A 16192-nucleotide genomic window follows, 5' to 3' on the forward strand; every position below is an offset into this window, starting at 1 on the left:
CAAGAGTGTCCAAGCCCAAGAGGAGCCAGCCATGCCCTTCACGCATTTTCGCGCCACCGCCGCGGGCCTTGCCATGGCCGCCGCCGTCCTGGTTGCCGGTACCGGCGCGGCCAGCGCCTGCGATCGCGGCGAGGACGTCTGTTCGTTCCGCCTGATCAACAATACCAGCGTCGAATTGCACTCCTTCTGGGCGTCGCCGCCCAGCGTCTCCAACTGGGAGAACGACATCCTTGGCGACAGCACGCTCGGTGCCGGCCGCAGCATCAATATCAACATGTCGGACGGCCGGCCCAACTGCGTCTACGACTTCAAGTTCAGGTTCGCCGACGGCGATATCGTCGAGAAGCGCCGGATCAACATCTGCCGGCTCGGCCGCTACACCCTGAACGAGTGACGCGACCGTCATCGCCCGTCCCGCATCCACGACCCGCCCGGCGTCACGCTCGGCGGGTCGTTGCCGTTTTGGCGGCTTTCGCCCGGTTGCCGGCCGCCCGGCACGCCGGCAACCGGGCGAAAGCCGCCGGAACCAGCTTCAAGACGCTGCAATGCCCGGCAATGCCGCCGGCCGCGCCTTCTCGCTAAGCCTGTTTCCAACGCCCCGCGCTGTTGCCGCGGGCAGGCCAAAACGAGACCGCACCATGACCACCCACCCCGACAACAAGACAGGCATCTTGAGCCGCATCGACCGGCGTCATGCCTCGTTCCTGCTCGCCACCCTGGCAAGCCTGGCGCTGCTCTCCGGCATCGTCGCCTCGGCTCACGGCGACGCCTCCGCCGCCATCCAGGCCGGCGCGCCGGTCCAGCGCGTCCTCGAACGGGCCGACGAAACCACGCTCGCCCCCGCCCGCCTGCGCGCGCCGCGCCTGCCGCGCAGCCCCCAGCGCTTCGCCGGGACCGCCGAAGGCAAGCGGCTGTCCGACCGCCACCGCGCGTCCACCTTCGCCTGAGACCGGCGCGGCACGGATCGGCGATGCCGGCCGCTCGACCGGCGCGACCAACAGGCTGCGGCACGACGGATCGTTGAATTGACGGGGCTGGCGATCTATCTTCGCCGCCTTTCATGACGACCCACGAGCCATGCCTCCTCGGTTTTTCGGCGACGATGATTCAGGTTGGACAGCCCCGGCCGCGCCCCCGTCGCGCCGGGTTGCGCTGGTCGTCGGCAATGGCGCCTATCGAACCAGCCGGCTGGAAAATCCGGCGCGCGACGCACGGCTGGTGGCCGGCGCCCTCGACCAGCTCGGTTTCGACACCGAACTGGCGATCGACGCCAGCAAGACCATTCTGGAAACCGCCATCGTGCGGCTGGGCGAGCGGCTGGAAAAGGCCGGGCCCGAAGCCGTCGGCTTCTTCTATTTCGCCGGTCACGGCATCCAGCACCAGGGCGCCAACTATCTGGTGCCGATCGATGCCCATATTCCCGACACGCGCTACCTGAAAAGCGGCGCCATCCTGGTCGACTATCTGGTCGAGGAGCTCGGCCGGACCCATTCGCTCGCCAATGTCATCGTGCTCGACGCCTGCCGCGACAGCGCGGTGCGCGACACCGGCGGCAGCCTGACCCAGGGGCTCGCCTCGATCCAGAACCTGCCCGACGGCACGCTGGTGGTGTTCTCGACCGCCGCCGGCCAGGTCGCCGATGACGGCTCGGGCGACAACAGCCCCTATGCCGGGGCGCTGGTGCGCCATCTGCTCGAACCGAACCGGCGGCTCGAGGAAATCTTCTTCTCGGTCTCGCGCGACGTGGCCCTGACCACCGGCAACAGCCAGCGCCCGGCGCTGTTCGTCCAGGGTGCCATCGCGCCGCTCGTGCTGAAACCGGCGCCCGAGCCGCCGAGCCTGCCGCCGCCCGGACCGGTCTGGATTGCCGCGCCCCCGGCCGTCTTGCCGCCACCGCCGCCGGCTCACGCCGCGGTTGAAGCCCGGGCGACACCAAGAACCGTCGAAGCCACCATCGAGGCCCCGACCGAGCCGGCGCCCTGGCCAACCAGCATCGGCAATGGCGCCACGCCGACGCCGGCTGCCGCGAGCCCATGGAACGCTCCCGCCACGGCAACACTCGCTCCCGCCCCAGTCCGGAGCCGGCCGCAGACGCTCGCCGGCGATTTCTCCGGCCCCAGCCTGCGCACCAGGCTTGAGGACGCCGCGCGCCTGCTGCCGTCACGATCGGTCCTCGGCGGCGCTCTGGCGCTGGCGCTGGCCGCGCTCATCGGCGGCTACGCGCTGTGGCCGGCGCGCCTCGCCGTCGATGTCGGCGACCCCGCCTCCTGGCCGGTCGCACCGGACGGCGCGCTGGTCTGGCGGGCGCCGCCGGATCAGCCTTGCCGCGACGGCTGGACCCGCGTGCTCGACGGCCTCTATTGCCTCAGGTCCGGCCAGCCGCTCGGCGCGATCTGGGAGGCCGGCCGCCTGGTTGCGCCGCTCGCCGGTGCGGTCAACCTGAAGATCTCGGCCAAGACCGGTGGCCGCTGCCCGGCCACCAGCCTGTTCGAAGCCGAGACCGCCTGTCTCGACCCGGTCACGCCATCCTGGTTTTCGACCGGCGCCCGTGCCGCCGGCCCATCCGCCATGACGATTGCGGGCGCCAGCGCCGGCATGGCGGTCCTGACCCCCAAGACCTCGGTCGACTGCGCCTCGTCCTCGGCCCAGTTTCCCTTCGCCGGTTATTGCCTGATCGGCGCGGCGCGCCTCGGCCTGGTCACGCCGACGGCGCTCGGCCACGAGCGCCTGTCCGGTCTCGACGGCAGCGCCGGTGCCATAACGCTGACCGCCTACCAGCGGCTGGCAAGCTGTCCACCGCAAACCACCGTGCTGGAAAACGACAAATATTGCCTGGCCATGGCCTTGTGGTAGCGCTTGCCGCGACGCGCCGCCTGACCGCCCGGCATCAGCGCCATTCCGCGGTGCCGTAACGACCGCCGGAGCTCATCGCGCTGCGCCGTTCGGCCCGGCCGCCGCCGGCCTCGCCGGCGACTGCGGTATTATATTCCCAGGCGCGGCCACGGCCGCCGTCGCCGAGCGGACGCGCCACGTTCATGTCGCCGTTGCGTCCGCGGGCCGGGGCCAGGGTCGACAGCCGCTCCAGCGGCGCGACACGGCCATCCCGGCGATCGAACGAGGCCCGGTCCTGGCGCTGGCCGGGCAGGAAGGCGGTCACCGGGCCGGCCACGCCACGCGCCAGATGGACCGGACGCACCAGCGACGAGCCTTCCCAGGGGTTCTGGGCATTGGCGCCGCGGCTGGCGACCCTTTGCTCGACCAGGGCGCGGGTCTGCTGGGTCAGGTCGCGCACCTCGATGCGGTCGTTGCGGCGCATGACCTCGAGCAGCGACGAGGTATAGAGGCTCAAGCCCACCGAACCGCCCCAGTCCTGCGACAGCTGGCCGGAGGCGGACGAGAAACTGACCAGGGCATGGGTGGCCGGCCGGCGCCGCTCGGCGCGTCCGGCATTGGCGGTCGCCAGCGCGGTCCGGCCATTGGCCTCCAGGAACGGATTGCCGCGGCAGGCATCGACGATGACAAATTTGAAATCGACGCCCGCCGTCTGCAGGCGGTCGAGAATGCCGTTGACGGTGAAATCGTCGCGCTGGAAGGTCTCCGGCCGGTCCGCACGGGTGTCGCTCGCCATCATGTAGACCTCGCCGTTCACCTGCAGGCCGTGACCGGAGAAATAGACGATCGCCGCCTCCGCGCCGCGGGCGCTGGCGATGAAGGCGTCGACGGCGGCCTTGAATTCCTCGGAATTCGGATCCTTGGCCAGCGTCACCGCGAAACCGAAACCGGCAAGTGCCCGGGCCATCTCGGTCGCGTCCTTGACCGGGCTCGGCAGCGGCGACGAGCGATAGGCGGACACGCCGATGGCGAGCGCGACCCGCGGGCCGGCGGCGGCATGGGCCGCGCTCAGGACAAGTGACAGGGCGGCGAGAAGCGCTACGATAAGGCGGCGACTGCGCATGGCCGGAACTCCATCCTGGTTCGACAGGCGTCGTCGCTGTCCGGCTGAACCCTGCGATGCGTGCCGGCCGGCCGGAATTGCAGCGCCTTGCACGGCGTTGCGGTGCCTTGCCCGTGGTCTTTCCCGCGGGCGCAAGATCTGGCTGATTGGGCCGCGAACCGGAGATGACCGATGGCCAACGCTATCCCCAATCTGTTCCTGAAATGGCTCGCCGTTCGCGAGCTCCTGCGCCTGCCCCAGTCCAATGCCGAAATCGCCACCCGGCTGTGGGGGCCGGACGACGGGCCCTCGAAGTTCTCCAAGATGTTGCGCGGCGACTATGGCTGCGAACCCGATGTCGCCGGCGAATTGGCCGATGTGGTCAACAAGCGCGTGGCGGTGGTCCGCGGCGCCGCCGGCCGGACGCAGCCGGCGGCCTATGCCTTCCGGCCGCTCGATTTCGAATCGCCTGTTCTGTCCTTCACCCGCCAGCTCATCGACACCACCGAGGTCATCGACCAGGACGTGCTCGATCGCACCCACAAGGCGCTGGTCCGCGAATTCGCGCCTGACGCACCCAACAATCCCGGCAGCCTGCAGGTCGCCATCGAACAATATGGCTCGACCCGCTTCTTCGAAGGCGCCTCGGCCGCGGCCTCCGGACCGCCGGTCTTCGAGATCGGCCGGCACAAGGGTCTGTTCGCCATTGACGGCATTCCGGCCGAGGCCGCCGCCGGCGCCTTGAAGGTCTATGTCATGTTCTCGCGCGACCCATCCATGCTCGGTGGCCGGATCTGGGACATGACCTTTCAGGACGTCGTGCGCTGGCTGCCCTCGCCCTTCGAACCCACGGTCAAAGACGGCCGCATTCTCCTGATGCGCGAGCCGAAGCCGGTCCAGCCGATCCCCGGCCGCTTCCGTTTGACCGCCATCGTGGTGCGCAATCCCGATATTCTCGGCCGGCTCGATCCGCGTGGCGGCAATCCACCGCCGGCGCCGCTCGACGAGGAGGAGACCGCCCGTTTCCTGACCAATCTCGCCCGCCTGACCAAGAGCCATGCCAATGCCGTCGGCTTCTGCGGCAGCGATTATGTCGTGCGCGAGCCCAAAGCCGCCTGACCCAGATTTGATGACCCGGGTTTGAGGTGTAATCCCGGGCCACCGCCCGACACCGGTCGCAAGTCCCTGCAACATCCAGCAATGCCCGGCCGACGGGCTCCCGTCTAGTCAGGTTGCAAGCGGTTCAGCCGCCTTGCACCTCGGGAGCCCGCCATGCGCTTCACTGCCTTTCTCACCCTCGCTGCCGCGCTGCCCTGGATGATTGCCATGGTGTCGCTCTGCCGCCACGCCCGGCGCCGGCGCGCTCCCGCGCTGATGGCCTGCGCCCGGCGCTCCAGCGCGGCGGCGGTCGCCGGCGATACCCGCATGCCCCTCCGGCGCGCCCGCCCCATGTCCCGCAACACGTCGCAACGTTGTGCAATGCCGCACATCGCGGCCGCTCGCTAAGCCCTAAGCAGACGGAGCGGATCAGCCATCCGCCCTGACCTCAAGGAGCAGGATATGTCGGCCATCACTACGCTTCTGACCGCGGTCGCGATCGCCTCGGGCTTCGCCGCCGCTCCGGTCGAGGCCGGGCCCTATCGGCAGGACCGGTTTGTCGAGGCGGTGGTCAACGACCGGATCATCGACCTGTTCCATCATGCCACCCCTGCGACCCGCAGCGAGCGGACCAACTATCTCGCCGGTTTCACCCTCTGGTATGACAGCAATTGCGACTTCCTGCCGATGCCGACCTTCGAGGCGATCCGGCGGCTGGTCAAGGACGCCAACCAGACCCATGATTCGCGGGCGGCAGGGGCGGTCGAGGCCGGCTATCAGGATGCCAGGGCCTTTCTCGGCGAAAAGGGCTGCTCCAGCCGCGACGCGACCGCCGCGCGCGGCGCCCTCGGCCGCTTCTGGGATGGCATCGCGCGGCCGCGCGACCGCCAGGGCAGCCAGGGCGGCATCGAGCGCGCCCATGACGACGGCCGTTTCTGACCGGCGGAACGGCAGGCCCCGACGGCCGATGACCAGCCGTGCTTGACCCATCGGCCGCGTGATCGGTGCTTGGCCGATCCGCCCGATCCGGCCTGCCTGCGTGACAGCCGATGACGCGCCGTCTAAGTTCACCGACCGATCAACAGATGGCATTCGTCGATGCGGTTTCCGCGCGTCCTGAGCACACTTGTCGCCCTTGGCCTGAGCGTTGCAGCAATGCCGAGCGTCGCGGTGCTGTGGCCGCCGGCCGTCCATGCCCAGCAGCGCGGGGGGGCCGACCGCAACAATCCCGACGTGTTCATCGTCAATCGTTATTCGGCCGCCATCACCAGGCTCTACGCCTCGCCGGTCAGCGATGACAATTGGGGCCGCGACCGGCTGAGCGGCACCAGCATCGCCGCCGGCCAGCGCGGCGAACTGCGCCCGGAGCGCGGCCGCGGCTGCATCTGGGACATCAAGGTCATCTACCAGAATGGCCGGGAAGAGGAAAAGCGCCGGCAGGGCCTGTGCGAGGTCAGCGAAGTGGTGTTCGACGGCGCCAATGCCATCTTTCCGCAGGGCAACCAGGCAACCAACCCGACCCAGCCGACCCAGCCGGTCCAACCCACCCAACCGACCCAGCCCACCCAACCGGCCCAGCCCACCCAACCGACGCAGCCCGCCCAGCCGCCACGCGCGGCCGATACGATGATCATCAACCAGGGGCCGGCGGTCATCGTTCAGCTGTTCGCGCAGGGGCAGAATGCCACCGACTGGGGCCGCGACCGGCTGAGCACCAGCACCTTGCGCGCCACCGGCCGGTTCCACCTCAGGCTCGCCAGCGACCAGGGCTGCATCTGGAACCTGCGTTTCGTCTTCGCCGGCGGCGGTGTCGAAACCCGCCAGGCCCAGAACCTCTGCGAATTGCCGGAGCTCACCGTCGCCGCCCGCGCCCAGCCCGGGCAGGTCATCTCGTCCGGCACCGGCTTTTACGTCAGCCGTTTCGGCCATGTCCTGACCACCTTCCATTCGGTGCGCAATTGCTCGGCCGTGTCGATCGCCCGGCCTGGCGGGCAGCGCGTCACCATGGTCCGGGTCGCCGATGACGCCGAATTCGACCTGGCGCTTTATCAGGTGCCGGATCTGGTCAGCCCGGTTGCGCCGTTCCGGCTCGGCTCCGCCGGGTTGCGGCTGGGCGAAACCGTGGTGATCGTCGGTTACCCGGCGCGGCGCGTGCTCGGCGCGGTCGCCGTGGTCAGCAGCACGGTCACCGCGACATCAGGCTCGGGCAGCGACCAGAACCGCTTCCAGTTCCAGGGCGGCGCGGTCGAGGAGCCCTGGGGTGCGCCGATCTATGACGGCAATGGCCTGGTCGTCGGCATCGCCAACGATCCGCAATTCATCGGACGGCCGGGAACCGGCATCCAGCGCGACGCCATCGCCCGCTTCCTGCGCCGCAACAATGTCGAGATCACCGAAGTCGCCCAGGGCGAGGCGCGCCGGCTGCCGACCACGCAGGACTATGCCTTTCCGGTGGTGCTGCCGCTCGACTGCGTCCAGTAGCTGTGATCCGAGGCGAAGCCCGGCTGCTTGGCCGCCGGCCCAATGCTGGCGCAATGCTGGCGCAATGCCCGGATGCTAACGGCCTTGCGGGGCTGCACTGCAGCGAAGGGATTGATGGTGCGTGTTTTGTTGGTGGACGACCAGCCGGAAATGGCTTCGGCGCTTGGTGCGGCCCTGAAACGATATGACATGATCGTCGACCATGTGGCGACACTGACCGATGCCCACGAAGCCATCGCCTCCTGCGCCTATGGCGCGATCCTGCTCGACCGACAATTGCCCGACGGCGAAGGCCTGACCCTGATTCCCGCGCTGCGCGCCAAAGGCATCGCCGTGCCGATCATCGTCTTGACCGCGCGCGGCGATCTCGCCGACCGGATCGCCGGGCTCGACAAGGGCGCCGACGACTATCTGGCCAAGCCCTTCGCCGTCGAGGAACTGCTGGCGCGGCTGCGCGCGGTGCGCCGCCGTTCCGCCGAACTGTCCGCCGACATCATTCGGGTCGGCCGGCTGTCCTTCGATTTCAGCCACCGCGAGGCGAGCATCGACGGCGCCGCCCTGGAATTGCCGCGGCGCGAGCTCCTGGTGCTGGAAACCCTGCTGCGCCGCATGGGCCGCACCGTCCAGCGCTCGTCGCTCGAGGAGGCCGTCTACAGCATGGATGACGAGATCCAGTCGAACGCCCTCGACACCCACGTCTCGCGGCTGCGCCGCAAGCTCGCCGACGCCGACGCCGGCATTGCCATCCACGCCATCCGCGGCATCGGCTATCTCCTGAAACATGCGCCGTGAGACACGTGCCGTGATCCGAAAGCGATGAAGCTGCCGCGATGATTTTCGGCCGCGTCCGATCCCTGAAATGGCGCCTGGTCTGGCGGCTGGTGCTGCTGCAAGGCGCCATGCTGGCCTTGCTGCTGGTGCTCGCCGTCGGCACGCTCTGGGCGACCGGTTACCTGATCGACGAGCCGGACGAGGACGCCGTCGCCGATGCGGTCCAGGTGGCGCTGACGCGCGACGCCGAGGGCCGGCTGATGCTGCGCCGGACCAAGGAGCTGGTCCAGCTCCGCCAGGACAGCCCCAATCTGTGGTTCATCGTGCGCGACCGCCAGGGCCAGGTCCTGTCCGAGGGGCAGGCGCCGCCGGAATTCGCCCGTATCGGCGACGCCCTCGATCATATCAGCCAGGCCCGCCTCGGCTGGCAGATCGGCGACGAGCCGGGACTGCCGACCGCCCGGGTCAAACGGGTCGATACCGCGGCCGGCAATGTCCAGATCATTTCCGGCTCGGGCGGCAAGCTGCTGCTGCGCAAACTGGTGCTCGGCGCCTCCATCCTGTTCCTCAGCGCCATCCTGCCCAATCTCGTGCTGATGACGCTGGCGACCATCATCGCCACCTCCATGGTGGTCCGCCGGGCGCTGGCCGGCCTTGGCGAAGCGGCGGCGGAAGCCGAACGTATCGACATCGACAAGCGCGGCATGCGCCTGCCGGCCGACACCGTGCCGACCGAGGTGACGCCGCTGGTCAAGGCGGTCAACGATGCGCTCGGCCGGCTCGACGAGGGTTATGAACGGCACAAGCGTTTCCTGGTCGACGCGGCCCATGAGCTGCGCACGCCGATCGCCATCCTGCAGACGCGGCTGGAGGCGCTGCCCCAGACGCCGGACAAGACGCGGCTTCTGGAAGACATAGCCAGGCTCGCCAATCTTGCCGAGCAATTGCTCGACCTGCAGCGTCTCAACCAGCGGGTCGGTCATTTCGCGCCGATCGACCTGGTCACGATCGGCCGCCGCGTCGCCACCGACCTGGCCCCGCTCGCCATCGCCGCCGGTTATGAACTGTCCTTCGACACCGCCGCCCAGGCCGTTCCCGTCATGGGCGACCAGGCGGCGCTGGAACGGGCGCTGACCAACCTGGTGCAGAACGCTATCCAGCATGGCGGCCGGCGCGGCGCGATCACCATCGCGGTGACCGCCGACGGCTCCGTCGAGGTCGCCGACGAGGGCGACGGCATTCCGGCCGACCAGCACGAGCGGATCTTCGAGCCGTTCCATCGGCTGACACCACTCGACCGCGGCGCTGGCCTCGGTCTCAACCTGGTGCGCGAGATCGCCGACATCCATGGCGGCGACGTCAGCGTGTTCGAGCGGCCGGGCGGCGGCGCCTGTTTCCGGTTGACCGTGCCGCGGCTTGCTCGCCCGTCGCCCGGCCGTACAGCCGAAGTATGATCGAGCACGATCGGCGGCCTTCCGGCGGCTTTTGAACTATTCCTTCGTTGCCGCCTGCTATCCGCAATGTTCGCACAATTGGCATATCGCATCATTTGCTGACCGGGAGAGCTTCGCCTTGCATTGATTGCGAGGCGGCGGCCCTTCTTTGCCTTATTGCGACAGCGTGACCGGCGATTATTTGGACATTGCACAAAAGATCGAGGCACGGCGCCGTCAAGCTACGAGGCTTCGCGTGATCGCGATCGCCACGCGTGGCGGGCCACGGCGCGGCCTTGCCGCGCTCCTGTGCCTGCTGCTTGCGGCCTGCGCGACCTCCGACATCAGCCCGGTCAACGGCCCGCTCCTGCCGGCCGTGACCACCACGCCGGCCACGCTTTCGCCGGGCCCGCTTCCGCCGGACGCCGATACCGGCATCGTCTTGGCTTTTTCCGGCGGCGGCGCCCGCTCGGCCGCCTTCGGTTACGGCGCGCTCACGGCTCTCGCCGAACGCCCGTCGGGCCATCGGGGGCGCAGCCTGGCCGACGACGTGCTGGTCGTTTCCGGCGTCTCGGGCGGCGCGATCCTCGCCTCCTATTACGCACTCAACGGACCGGCCGGCCTCGAAACATTCCGCCGGGCATTCCTCGATCAGGACGTCGAGGCGGCGCTGCGCACCTCCCTTACCCCGGTCAATCTCCTGCGCGCCTATCAGGGCGGGGTGAACGACCTCACCGGCCTGCCGGCCTGGCTCGACGCCAACCTGTTCCATGGCGCGACCTTCGGCGATCTTCGGCGCGCCTCGCGCCCGCGCCTGATCGTGCACGCCACCGATCTCTACAACCGGGCGCCTTTCGTCTTCGATCAGCCGTCTTTCGCCGCGCTGTGCAGCAATCTCGACGGTTTCCCGCTGTCCCATGCGGTCGCCGCCTCGGCCGCGGTGCCGGTGGTGTTCTCGCCCATCGTGCTGCGCAATTTCAACACGGCCTGCCCGGTCGGCCCGGCCGCCCAGTGGCGCCAGCTGAGCCCGGCCCGCAGCATCGACCCGGCCCTGACCGAGCGAGACTATCAGGCAGCGCTCGTGCGCTACCGCACCGCGCCGGACCTCAACTTCCTCAAGCTTTATGACGGCGGCCTGGTCGACGGCCTCGGCACCCAGAGCCTGATCCATCTGATGCGCCGCGGTGCGCCCGAACCCTTGTCGGCGGCCCAGGCGGAGCGGCTGCGTCGGGTTGTCTTCATCGTCGTCGACGCCTCGACCCGGATCGGCGGCGACATGTCACGGACCGCGGCGGGGCCGAATGCGATCGACGCCATTGTCGGCGCGACCGACGCGATGATCGACAGCGCCAGCCGGCATAGCGTCGATGCCCTGACCCTGCAGGCCAAGGCCTGGCGCGACAAGCTGGTGCGCTGGCGCTGCGCCCGCCCGCAACATCTGGCGGACTGCGCAAGCTTCGATGTCGAGGTCATCAGGATCGCGCTCGCCGACGTCACCGACCACTCGCGGCGGCAACGCATTCTGGCCTTGCACAACAAGCTGACCTTGAGACCTGACGATGTCGGCCTGGTCGCAGGCCTCGGCCGCCGGCTTTTGACCGGCGACCCGACCTTCCAGCGCGTCTTCGCCGGACGGCCCCGCCTGCCGCGGGGCCCGGCCATGGCGCGGCGCTAGACGGACGATGCCATTCCGCGCCCTCAGCTCTCGCCGATCAGGCCGATGTCGAAGGGTGTCGTCTGGTAGATCTCGTTGATCCAGTTCGACAGCAGCAGATGGGCATGCGAGCGCCAGCGGTTCTGCGGCGGCCGTGACATATCGTCGTCGGGAAAATAGTTGAATGGCAGCTTGATCGGCACCTTGGCCTTGATGTCGCGAAAATACTCGTCCGCCAGCGACCCCGCGTCATATTCGAGATGATCGAGCACATAGAGGCGCCGGCCCCGTCTGTCCTCGACGATGCAGGCGCCCTTCTCGTCGGAATGGGCCAGCAAGGTGAGGTCGGCGTGGCCGGCCAGATCCGTGGGCCGGATCTCGGCCCAGCGCGATATCGGAATGGCGAAATCGTCGGCGAAGCCGCTGAGATAGGGTGACGACGGCTTCAGGATTTTCTGGCCGTAGACCCCGAAGGCTTTCTCGGCAAGCTGGTGTTTCGGCACGCCATGGAAATGATAGAGCGCCGCCATCGCGCCCCAGCAGACATTCATCGTCGAATGGACATGGGTTTGCGTCCATTCGAAAATGTCCTGCATTTCCGGCCAGAAGGTCACGTCCTCGTAGGGGATCGTCTCGACCGGCGTGCCGGTAATGAGGAAACCGTCGAACTTCCGGTCCCGGGCCGTCTCCCAGGCCTGATAGAAGGCCTGCATGTGGTCTTCCGACGTATTTTTCGGCCGGTGATTGCCGATCCGGATCAGCGACAGTTCGACCTGCAGCGGCGAGGCACCGAGCAGGCGCGCCATCTGCAGCTCGGTCCTGATCTTGTTGGGCATGAGGTTGAGCAGGCCGATCTGCAGCGGCCGAATGTCCTGGCGGACCGCCGCCGTCTCGGTCATCACCCGCACGCCCTCGTTCACCAGGGCGTCGAATGCAGGCAGGGTGTCGGGAATTTTGATCGGCATGGCGGTCACCAGAATAACGGCAATAGATCGCTTCTGGTCCGCACGCGGCCCTTTAGCGATTTTTTTAACGTGGCTGCAAGCCGGCCGGCCAAATCACCACGGCATCTTTATTACAAGACACAGGGCCGGATGGCTACGGCCCCGATGGACCGATACCCCAAGGCCCGAAACCCAAGACCCGAGACCCGAGACCCAAGACCCAAGACCCGAGACCCAAGACCCAAGACCCGAGCGCCTCAGAACATGCCGTTGCTATTGGCCGCGGTTTCCGGCACCGGCTGGATCACATCCCAGTGCTCGACGATCTTGCCGGCCTCGAGCCGGAAGATGTCGACGATGGCGAGGCCCCGGTCGGCCGGCTCGCGCCTGGAATGGACATGCAGGGCGACCAGGTCGCCATCGGCCAGCACCCGCTTGATCTCGTTGCGGCCATTCGGGTTGCGCTCTTTCAAGAACGCCAGGAACCGCCGGAAACCCTCGATCCCGTCGGGCGCGGTCGGGTTGTGCTGGATATAGCGGTCGCCGAAATGTTTGGCCGCCGCCTCGAAATCCCGCTGGTTGAGCGCCTTTTCGTAGAAGTCGAGAACCACCTTCTTGTTGGCCTCCAGCGTGGCATCGGCGGCCATCGCGGGAACCGCGGCGACCGGCGCCGCAACCAGCGCCAGCCCAAAGCGTCGTCTATCCATGACAGGTCTCCAATCTGAGCTCGTCCCAGATCATTCCGTCGGCGAGGCTATATCAACCCTGTCGCTTTGCGCGGCCCTGGCCCGGTCACATCAGGGCACATTCGCGTGATGGCGGCATTGGCCGCCGTGTAAGTCCGGGGGCTCCGGCGCAACCGGCAGCAAGGCGTGCCAGGCGGCCATGGCACAATCGACGATGGTGTTCATCGTCCGTGGGTCCGCGCCGTCGCGGGCCTGGATCGACAGGCCCTGCAGCACGGTCGAATAGAAGTCGGTCAAGGCGGCGGTGTCGGTGCCATCGGGCAGGTCGCCGTCGCTGATGCCACGGTTCAGCCGCTCTTCCAGCGCCGCGCGCGCCTGGCGGCGCAGCTCCATCAGGAACTGGCAGACCGCGTCGCTCTGCGAACTGGCGGTCGGGGCGGCCAGCGTCACCATGCAGCCGGTCGGATGGTCAGGCCGGACAAAGGCTGCCGCATTGCTGCGCAACATGCCATCGACCGCCTGGCGGGCGGTCGCGCCTTCACGCAATGCGCAGGCCGTCAGCTTGCCGTCGGTCTCGCCATAAAGCGCCACCGCGTCGCGGAACAATTGTTCCTTCGAGCCGAAACAGGCGTAGAGGCTCGGCGAGTTGATGCCCATCGCCGTCGTCAGGTCGGCCACCGAGGCGCCGTCATAGCCGCGCCGCCAGAACAGCTCCATGGCTTTCTGCAGCACCTCGACCCGGTCGAAACGGCGTGGACGGCCACGTTCGGCCATGGCTCTCCCTTTCTGTGACGATCGATAAATAATTCTCTTGACGCGGTTGTGCAACTTCGATCTTATTTATGTATCGATCATCACATAAATGGAGTTTCCGATGAGCAGGCTTGCTGGCAAAGTCGCCCTCGTCACCGGTGGCAGCCGCGGCATCGGCGCCGCCATCGCCAGGCGACTGGCCGAGGACGGCGCCGACGTGGCGCTGACCTATGTCAGTTCGCCGGCCAAGGCCGATGCCGTCGTCGCCGAGATCAAGGCGCTCGGCCGCAAGGGCCTGGCGCTCGCCGCCGACAGCGCCGATGCCGCCGCGGTGGTCAGCGCCGTCGAGCGCACGGTCGAGGTGTTCGGCCGGATCGACATCATCGTCAACAATGCCGGCATCTTCATCGGCGGCTCACTCGACAACGACACGCTGGAAGACATCGACCGGACGCTCGCGGTCAATGTCCGCGCCGTCTATGTCGGTTCGCAGGCGGCCGCGCGCCACATGGGCAAAGGTGGTCGGATCATCTCGATCGGCAGTTGCCTCGCCGAACTGGTCGGCGATCCCGGCATCACGCTCTATTCGCTGAGCAAGGCCGCGCTGGTCGGACTGACCAAGGGAATGGCGCGCGACCTCGGTCCCCGCGGCATCACCGTCAATATCGTCCATCCCGGCCCGACCGACACCGACATGAACCCGGCCGAAGGCGCGCATGCCGACCAGCAGCGCTCGCGGCTGCCGCTCGGCCATTACGGCAAGGCCACCGACATTGCCGCCGCGGTCGCCTATCTCGCCGGCGAGGATGCCGGTTTCGTCACCGGCGCCGCGCTCGCCGTTGACGGCGGTTTCGCCGCCTGACGCCAGCCGTCTACCTCAGGGTTCATCAACATGACCGTTCAGACGGCCGCCCGTTCGGGCAGCACCGACAAATTGCTCATTCTTGCGGCCGTCTGTTTCGCCGGCCTCTGCATGCCCTTGAGCTTCACCGCGCCGAGCGTGGCGCTGCCGGCGATCGGCCGGAATTTCGGCGTCAGCCCGGTGGCGCTCGGCTGGGTGATGAATGCCTTCATCCTGGCCTTCGGCTCCACCGTCATGGCCGCCGGCGCGCTCGCCGACCGCTACGGCCGCAAGCGCCTGTTCACCATTGGCATGGCCGCTTTCACCGTCATCTCGGCGGTTATCGGTTATGCGCCCAATCTGCTCGTCCTCGAGCTTCTGCGCGCCGTCCAGGGCGTCGCCGCCGCGCTTGCCATGGCCGGTGGCGCCGCCTCGCTCGCCCATGAATTCGACGGCGAGGCGCGCACCCGCGCCTATGGCATGCTCGGCACCAGTTTCGGCGTCGGGCTGGCGCTCGGGCCGGTCTGGGCCGGCTACCTGATCGAGACTTTCGGGTGGCGCTCGGTCTTTCTGACCGGCGTGGCGATCGGTCTTCTGGTCCTGGCTTTCGGCGTGCCGCGCATGAGCGAATCGCGCGATCCCGATGCCACCGGCGTCGATCCCTGGGGCACCGCGACCTTCACCGCGACGCTTCTCCTGTTCACCTTCGCCGTCATGGAAGCACCGCACCGGGGCTGGTCCGATGCCGGCGTCATCGCCATGCTGGCGGGGGCCGCCCTGATGCTCGGCCTGTTCATCCTGGTCGAGAAACTGCAGCAGCGCCCAATGCTCGATCTCAGCCTGTTCGCCTATCCGCGTTTCCTCGGCGCCCAGGCCCTGCCGCTCGCCACCGCCTTCGGTTTCGTCGTGCCGCTGGTCATCTTGCCGGCCCGTTTCATCGGTGCCGAGGGCATGACCGAGATCGAGGTTGGCCTGATGCTGCTGCCGCTCTGCCTGCCGATCGCCATCGTGCCGCTTCTCGGCGCCTTCCTCACCCGCTGGATCCCGGCAGCCACTCTTGCCGCCATCGGCCTGACACTGGCCGCGGCGGGGCTTGCCTGGCTCGCCACCGTCTCACCCGGCTCGCCGCGCATGGCCTTCATCCTGCCGCTGGCGCTGATCGGCATTGGCAGCGGCCTGCCCTGGGGGCTGATGGATGCGCTCGCCGTCAGCGTCGTGCCGAAGGAACGCGCCGGCATGGCAACCGGCATCTTCAGCACCGTCCGGGTCGCCGGCGAGGCCCTGGCGCTCGCCGCCACCGGCGCGGTGCTGATGGGCCTGACCCGGGCCGGCCTCGGCCCTGTCGCCGGCCGCGGCGAGGCGCAGTTGACCACGCTTGCCAACGAACTCGCCGGCGGCGGGCTGGCCCAGGCGTCGGTGCTGGCGCCGGAGCTCAGCCGCGCGGCGATGATGCTGGTCTATGGCGACGCCTACCGGTCGACGCTCATCGTGCTGGCGCTGATCAATCTCGCCACCGCAGTGATCGCGCTCTTGACCCTCCGGCCGCAACGCGCGGCCGGCATCGATGGGCATCAGGCCTGCCGGGCCTGATGCCGCC

At 68.3% G+C, this 16192-nt stretch carries 16 protein-coding genes and 1 riboswitch; of the genes, 12 read left to right on the forward strand and 4 right to left on the reverse strand.

Going from position 1 to position 16192, the window contains the following annotated elements; all coding sequences use genetic code 11:
- Nucleotides 1-31 precede the first annotated feature (31 nt).
- The 3 genes from E8M01_RS07465 (at nt 32) to E8M01_RS07475 (ending at nt 2853) form a co-directional block, all read left to right on the forward strand.
- Nucleotides 32-394, forward strand: a complete 363-nt coding sequence (locus E8M01_RS07465) for a hypothetical protein (RefSeq protein ID WP_136959552.1) — start codon at nt 32-34, stop codon at nt 392-394.
- 244 nt (nt 395-638) lie between these two features.
- On the forward strand, nt 639-947 hold the full coding sequence (locus tag E8M01_RS07470; RefSeq protein ID WP_136959553.1) for a hypothetical protein: 309 nt from the start codon (nt 639-641) through the stop codon (nt 945-947).
- A 130-nt stretch (nt 948-1077) separates the two neighbouring features.
- Nucleotides 1078-2853, forward strand: a complete 1776-nt coding sequence (locus E8M01_RS07475) for a caspase family protein (RefSeq protein WP_136959554.1) — start codon at nt 1078-1080, stop codon at nt 2851-2853.
- 34 nt (nt 2854-2887) lie between these two features.
- Here E8M01_RS07475 and E8M01_RS35020 read toward each other — a convergent pair whose 3' ends face one another.
- The gene (locus E8M01_RS35020) at nt 2888-3955 is read right to left on the reverse strand and encodes a caspase family protein (RefSeq protein WP_170181821.1); all 1068 of its coding nucleotides are present in this window, start codon (nt 3953-3955) and stop codon (nt 2888-2890) included.
- Nucleotides 3956-4126: 171 nt separating this feature from the next.
- Here E8M01_RS35020 and E8M01_RS35025 point away from each other — a divergent pair, with 171 nt between their 5' ends.
- From E8M01_RS35025 to E8M01_RS07510, 7 genes are all read left to right on the forward strand, one after another.
- The gene (locus E8M01_RS35025; protein ID WP_170181822.1) at nt 4127-5053 is read left to right on the forward strand and encodes a hypothetical protein; all 927 of its coding nucleotides are present in this window, start codon (nt 4127-4129) and stop codon (nt 5051-5053) included.
- A 153-nt stretch (nt 5054-5206) separates the two neighbouring features.
- Complete coding sequence (locus tag E8M01_RS07485; RefSeq protein WP_136959556.1) at nt 5207-5440, forward strand: hypothetical protein; 234 nt, start codon at nt 5207-5209, stop codon at nt 5438-5440.
- Between the two features lie 54 nt (nt 5441-5494).
- Nucleotides 5495-5971 carry a hypothetical protein gene (locus E8M01_RS07490; RefSeq protein WP_136959557.1) on the forward strand — a complete coding sequence of 159 codons (477 nt, stop codon included), beginning with the start codon at nt 5495-5497 and terminating at the stop codon, nt 5969-5971.
- Between the two features lie 216 nt (nt 5972-6187).
- Nucleotides 6188-7513, forward strand: coding sequence for a S1 family peptidase (locus E8M01_RS07495; protein WP_136959558.1), 1326 nt, complete (start codon nt 6188-6190; stop codon nt 7511-7513).
- A 117-nt stretch (nt 7514-7630) separates the two neighbouring features.
- Nucleotides 7631-8305: a response regulator transcription factor gene (locus E8M01_RS07500; RefSeq protein WP_136964495.1), complete on the forward strand. Its 675-nt coding sequence runs from the start codon at nt 7631-7633 to the stop codon at nt 8303-8305.
- A gap of 38 nt (nt 8306-8343) precedes the next feature.
- A complete protein-coding gene (locus tag E8M01_RS07505; protein ID WP_136959559.1) occupies nt 8344-9738 on the forward strand; it encodes a sensor histidine kinase in 1395 nt (464 codons plus the stop codon).
- Nucleotides 9739-9973: 235 nt separating this feature from the next.
- Nucleotides 9974-11392, forward strand: a complete 1419-nt coding sequence (locus E8M01_RS07510) for a patatin-like phospholipase family protein (protein ID WP_170181823.1) — start codon at nt 9974-9976, stop codon at nt 11390-11392.
- A gap of 23 nt (nt 11393-11415) precedes the next feature.
- Here the strand turns inward: E8M01_RS07510 and E8M01_RS07515 are convergent, their stop codons facing one another.
- The 3 genes from E8M01_RS07515 to E8M01_RS07525 all read right to left on the reverse strand — a co-directional run bounded on the left by E8M01_RS07515 (nt 11416) and on the right by E8M01_RS07525 (nt 13775).
- Nucleotides 11416-12336, reverse strand: a complete 921-nt coding sequence (locus E8M01_RS07515; protein WP_136959561.1) for a homoserine O-succinyltransferase — start codon at nt 12334-12336, stop codon at nt 11416-11418.
- A gap of 32 nt (nt 12337-12368) precedes the next feature.
- A riboswitch (SAM riboswitch) is annotated at nt 12369-12446 on the reverse strand.
- A gap of 126 nt (nt 12447-12572) precedes the next feature.
- Nucleotides 12573-13022, reverse strand: a complete 450-nt coding sequence (locus E8M01_RS07520; protein WP_136959562.1) for a nuclear transport factor 2 family protein — start codon at nt 13020-13022, stop codon at nt 12573-12575.
- Between the two features lie 90 nt (nt 13023-13112).
- Nucleotides 13113-13775 (reverse strand): TetR/AcrR family transcriptional regulator, encoded by a 663-nt coding sequence (locus tag E8M01_RS07525; RefSeq protein ID WP_136959563.1) that lies wholly within the window; start codon nt 13773-13775, stop codon nt 13113-13115.
- A gap of 100 nt (nt 13776-13875) precedes the next feature.
- Between E8M01_RS07525 and E8M01_RS07530 the strand changes: the two genes are divergently transcribed.
- Together E8M01_RS07530 and E8M01_RS07535 are read left to right on the forward strand one after the other, a co-directional pair.
- Complete coding sequence (locus tag E8M01_RS07530; RefSeq protein WP_136959564.1) at nt 13876-14616, forward strand: 3-oxoacyl-ACP reductase family protein; 741 nt, start codon at nt 13876-13878, stop codon at nt 14614-14616.
- 30 nt (nt 14617-14646) lie between these two features.
- The gene (locus E8M01_RS07535; protein WP_136959565.1) at nt 14647-16185 is read left to right on the forward strand and encodes an MFS transporter; all 1539 of its coding nucleotides are present in this window, start codon (nt 14647-14649) and stop codon (nt 16183-16185) included.
- Nucleotides 16186-16192: the final 7 nt, after the last annotated feature.

This window comes from Phreatobacter stygius (assembly GCF_005144885.1).
GTDB classification, from domain to species: Bacteria; Pseudomonadota; Alphaproteobacteria; order Rhizobiales; family Phreatobacteraceae; genus Phreatobacter; species Phreatobacter stygius.

What these genes read in the sequence shown, in the direction of transcription:
- E8M01_RS35025 (WP_170181822.1), top strand. Translation starts at nt 4,127, where the DNA reads ATGGCCAACGCTATCCCCAATCTGTTCCTGAAATGGCTCGCCGTTCGC.
- E8M01_RS07485 (WP_136959556.1), top strand. Translation starts at nt 5,207, where the DNA reads ATGCGCTTCACTGCCTTTCTCACCCTCGCTGCCGCGCTGCCCTGGATG.
- E8M01_RS07475 (WP_136959554.1), top strand. Translation starts at nt 1,078, where the DNA reads ATGCCTCCTCGGTTTTTCGGCGACGATGATTCAGGTTGGACAGCCCCG.
- E8M01_RS07490 (WP_136959557.1), top strand. Translation starts at nt 5,495, where the DNA reads ATGTCGGCCATCACTACGCTTCTGACCGCGGTCGCGATCGCCTCGGGC.
- E8M01_RS07495 (WP_136959558.1), top strand. Translation starts at nt 6,188, where the DNA reads ATGCCGAGCGTCGCGGTGCTGTGGCCGCCGGCCGTCCATGCCCAGCAG.
- E8M01_RS07470 (WP_136959553.1), top strand. Translation starts at nt 639, where the DNA reads ATGACCACCCACCCCGACAACAAGACAGGCATCTTGAGCCGCATCGAC.
- E8M01_RS07535 (WP_136959565.1), top strand. Translation starts at nt 14,647, where the DNA reads ATGACCGTTCAGACGGCCGCCCGTTCGGGCAGCACCGACAAATTGCTC.
- E8M01_RS07525 (WP_136959563.1), bottom strand. Translation starts at nt 13,775, where the DNA reads ATGGCCGAACGTGGCCGTCCACGCCGTTTCGACCGGGTCGAGGTGCTG.
- E8M01_RS35020 (WP_170181821.1), bottom strand. Translation starts at nt 3,955, where the DNA reads ATGCGCAGTCGCCGCCTTATCGTAGCGCTTCTCGCCGCCCTGTCACTT.
- E8M01_RS07465 (WP_136959552.1), top strand. Translation starts at nt 32, where the DNA reads ATGCCCTTCACGCATTTTCGCGCCACCGCCGCGGGCCTTGCCATGGCC.
- E8M01_RS07530 (WP_136959564.1), top strand. Translation starts at nt 13,876, where the DNA reads ATGAGCAGGCTTGCTGGCAAAGTCGCCCTCGTCACCGGTGGCAGCCGC.
- E8M01_RS07520 (WP_136959562.1), bottom strand. Translation starts at nt 13,022, where the DNA reads ATGGATAGACGACGCTTTGGGCTGGCGCTGGTTGCGGCGCCGGTCGCC.
- E8M01_RS07505 (WP_136959559.1), top strand. Translation starts at nt 8,344, where the DNA reads ATGATTTTCGGCCGCGTCCGATCCCTGAAATGGCGCCTGGTCTGGCGG.
- E8M01_RS07515 (WP_136959561.1), bottom strand. Translation starts at nt 12,336, where the DNA reads ATGCCGATCAAAATTCCCGACACCCTGCCTGCATTCGACGCCCTGGTG.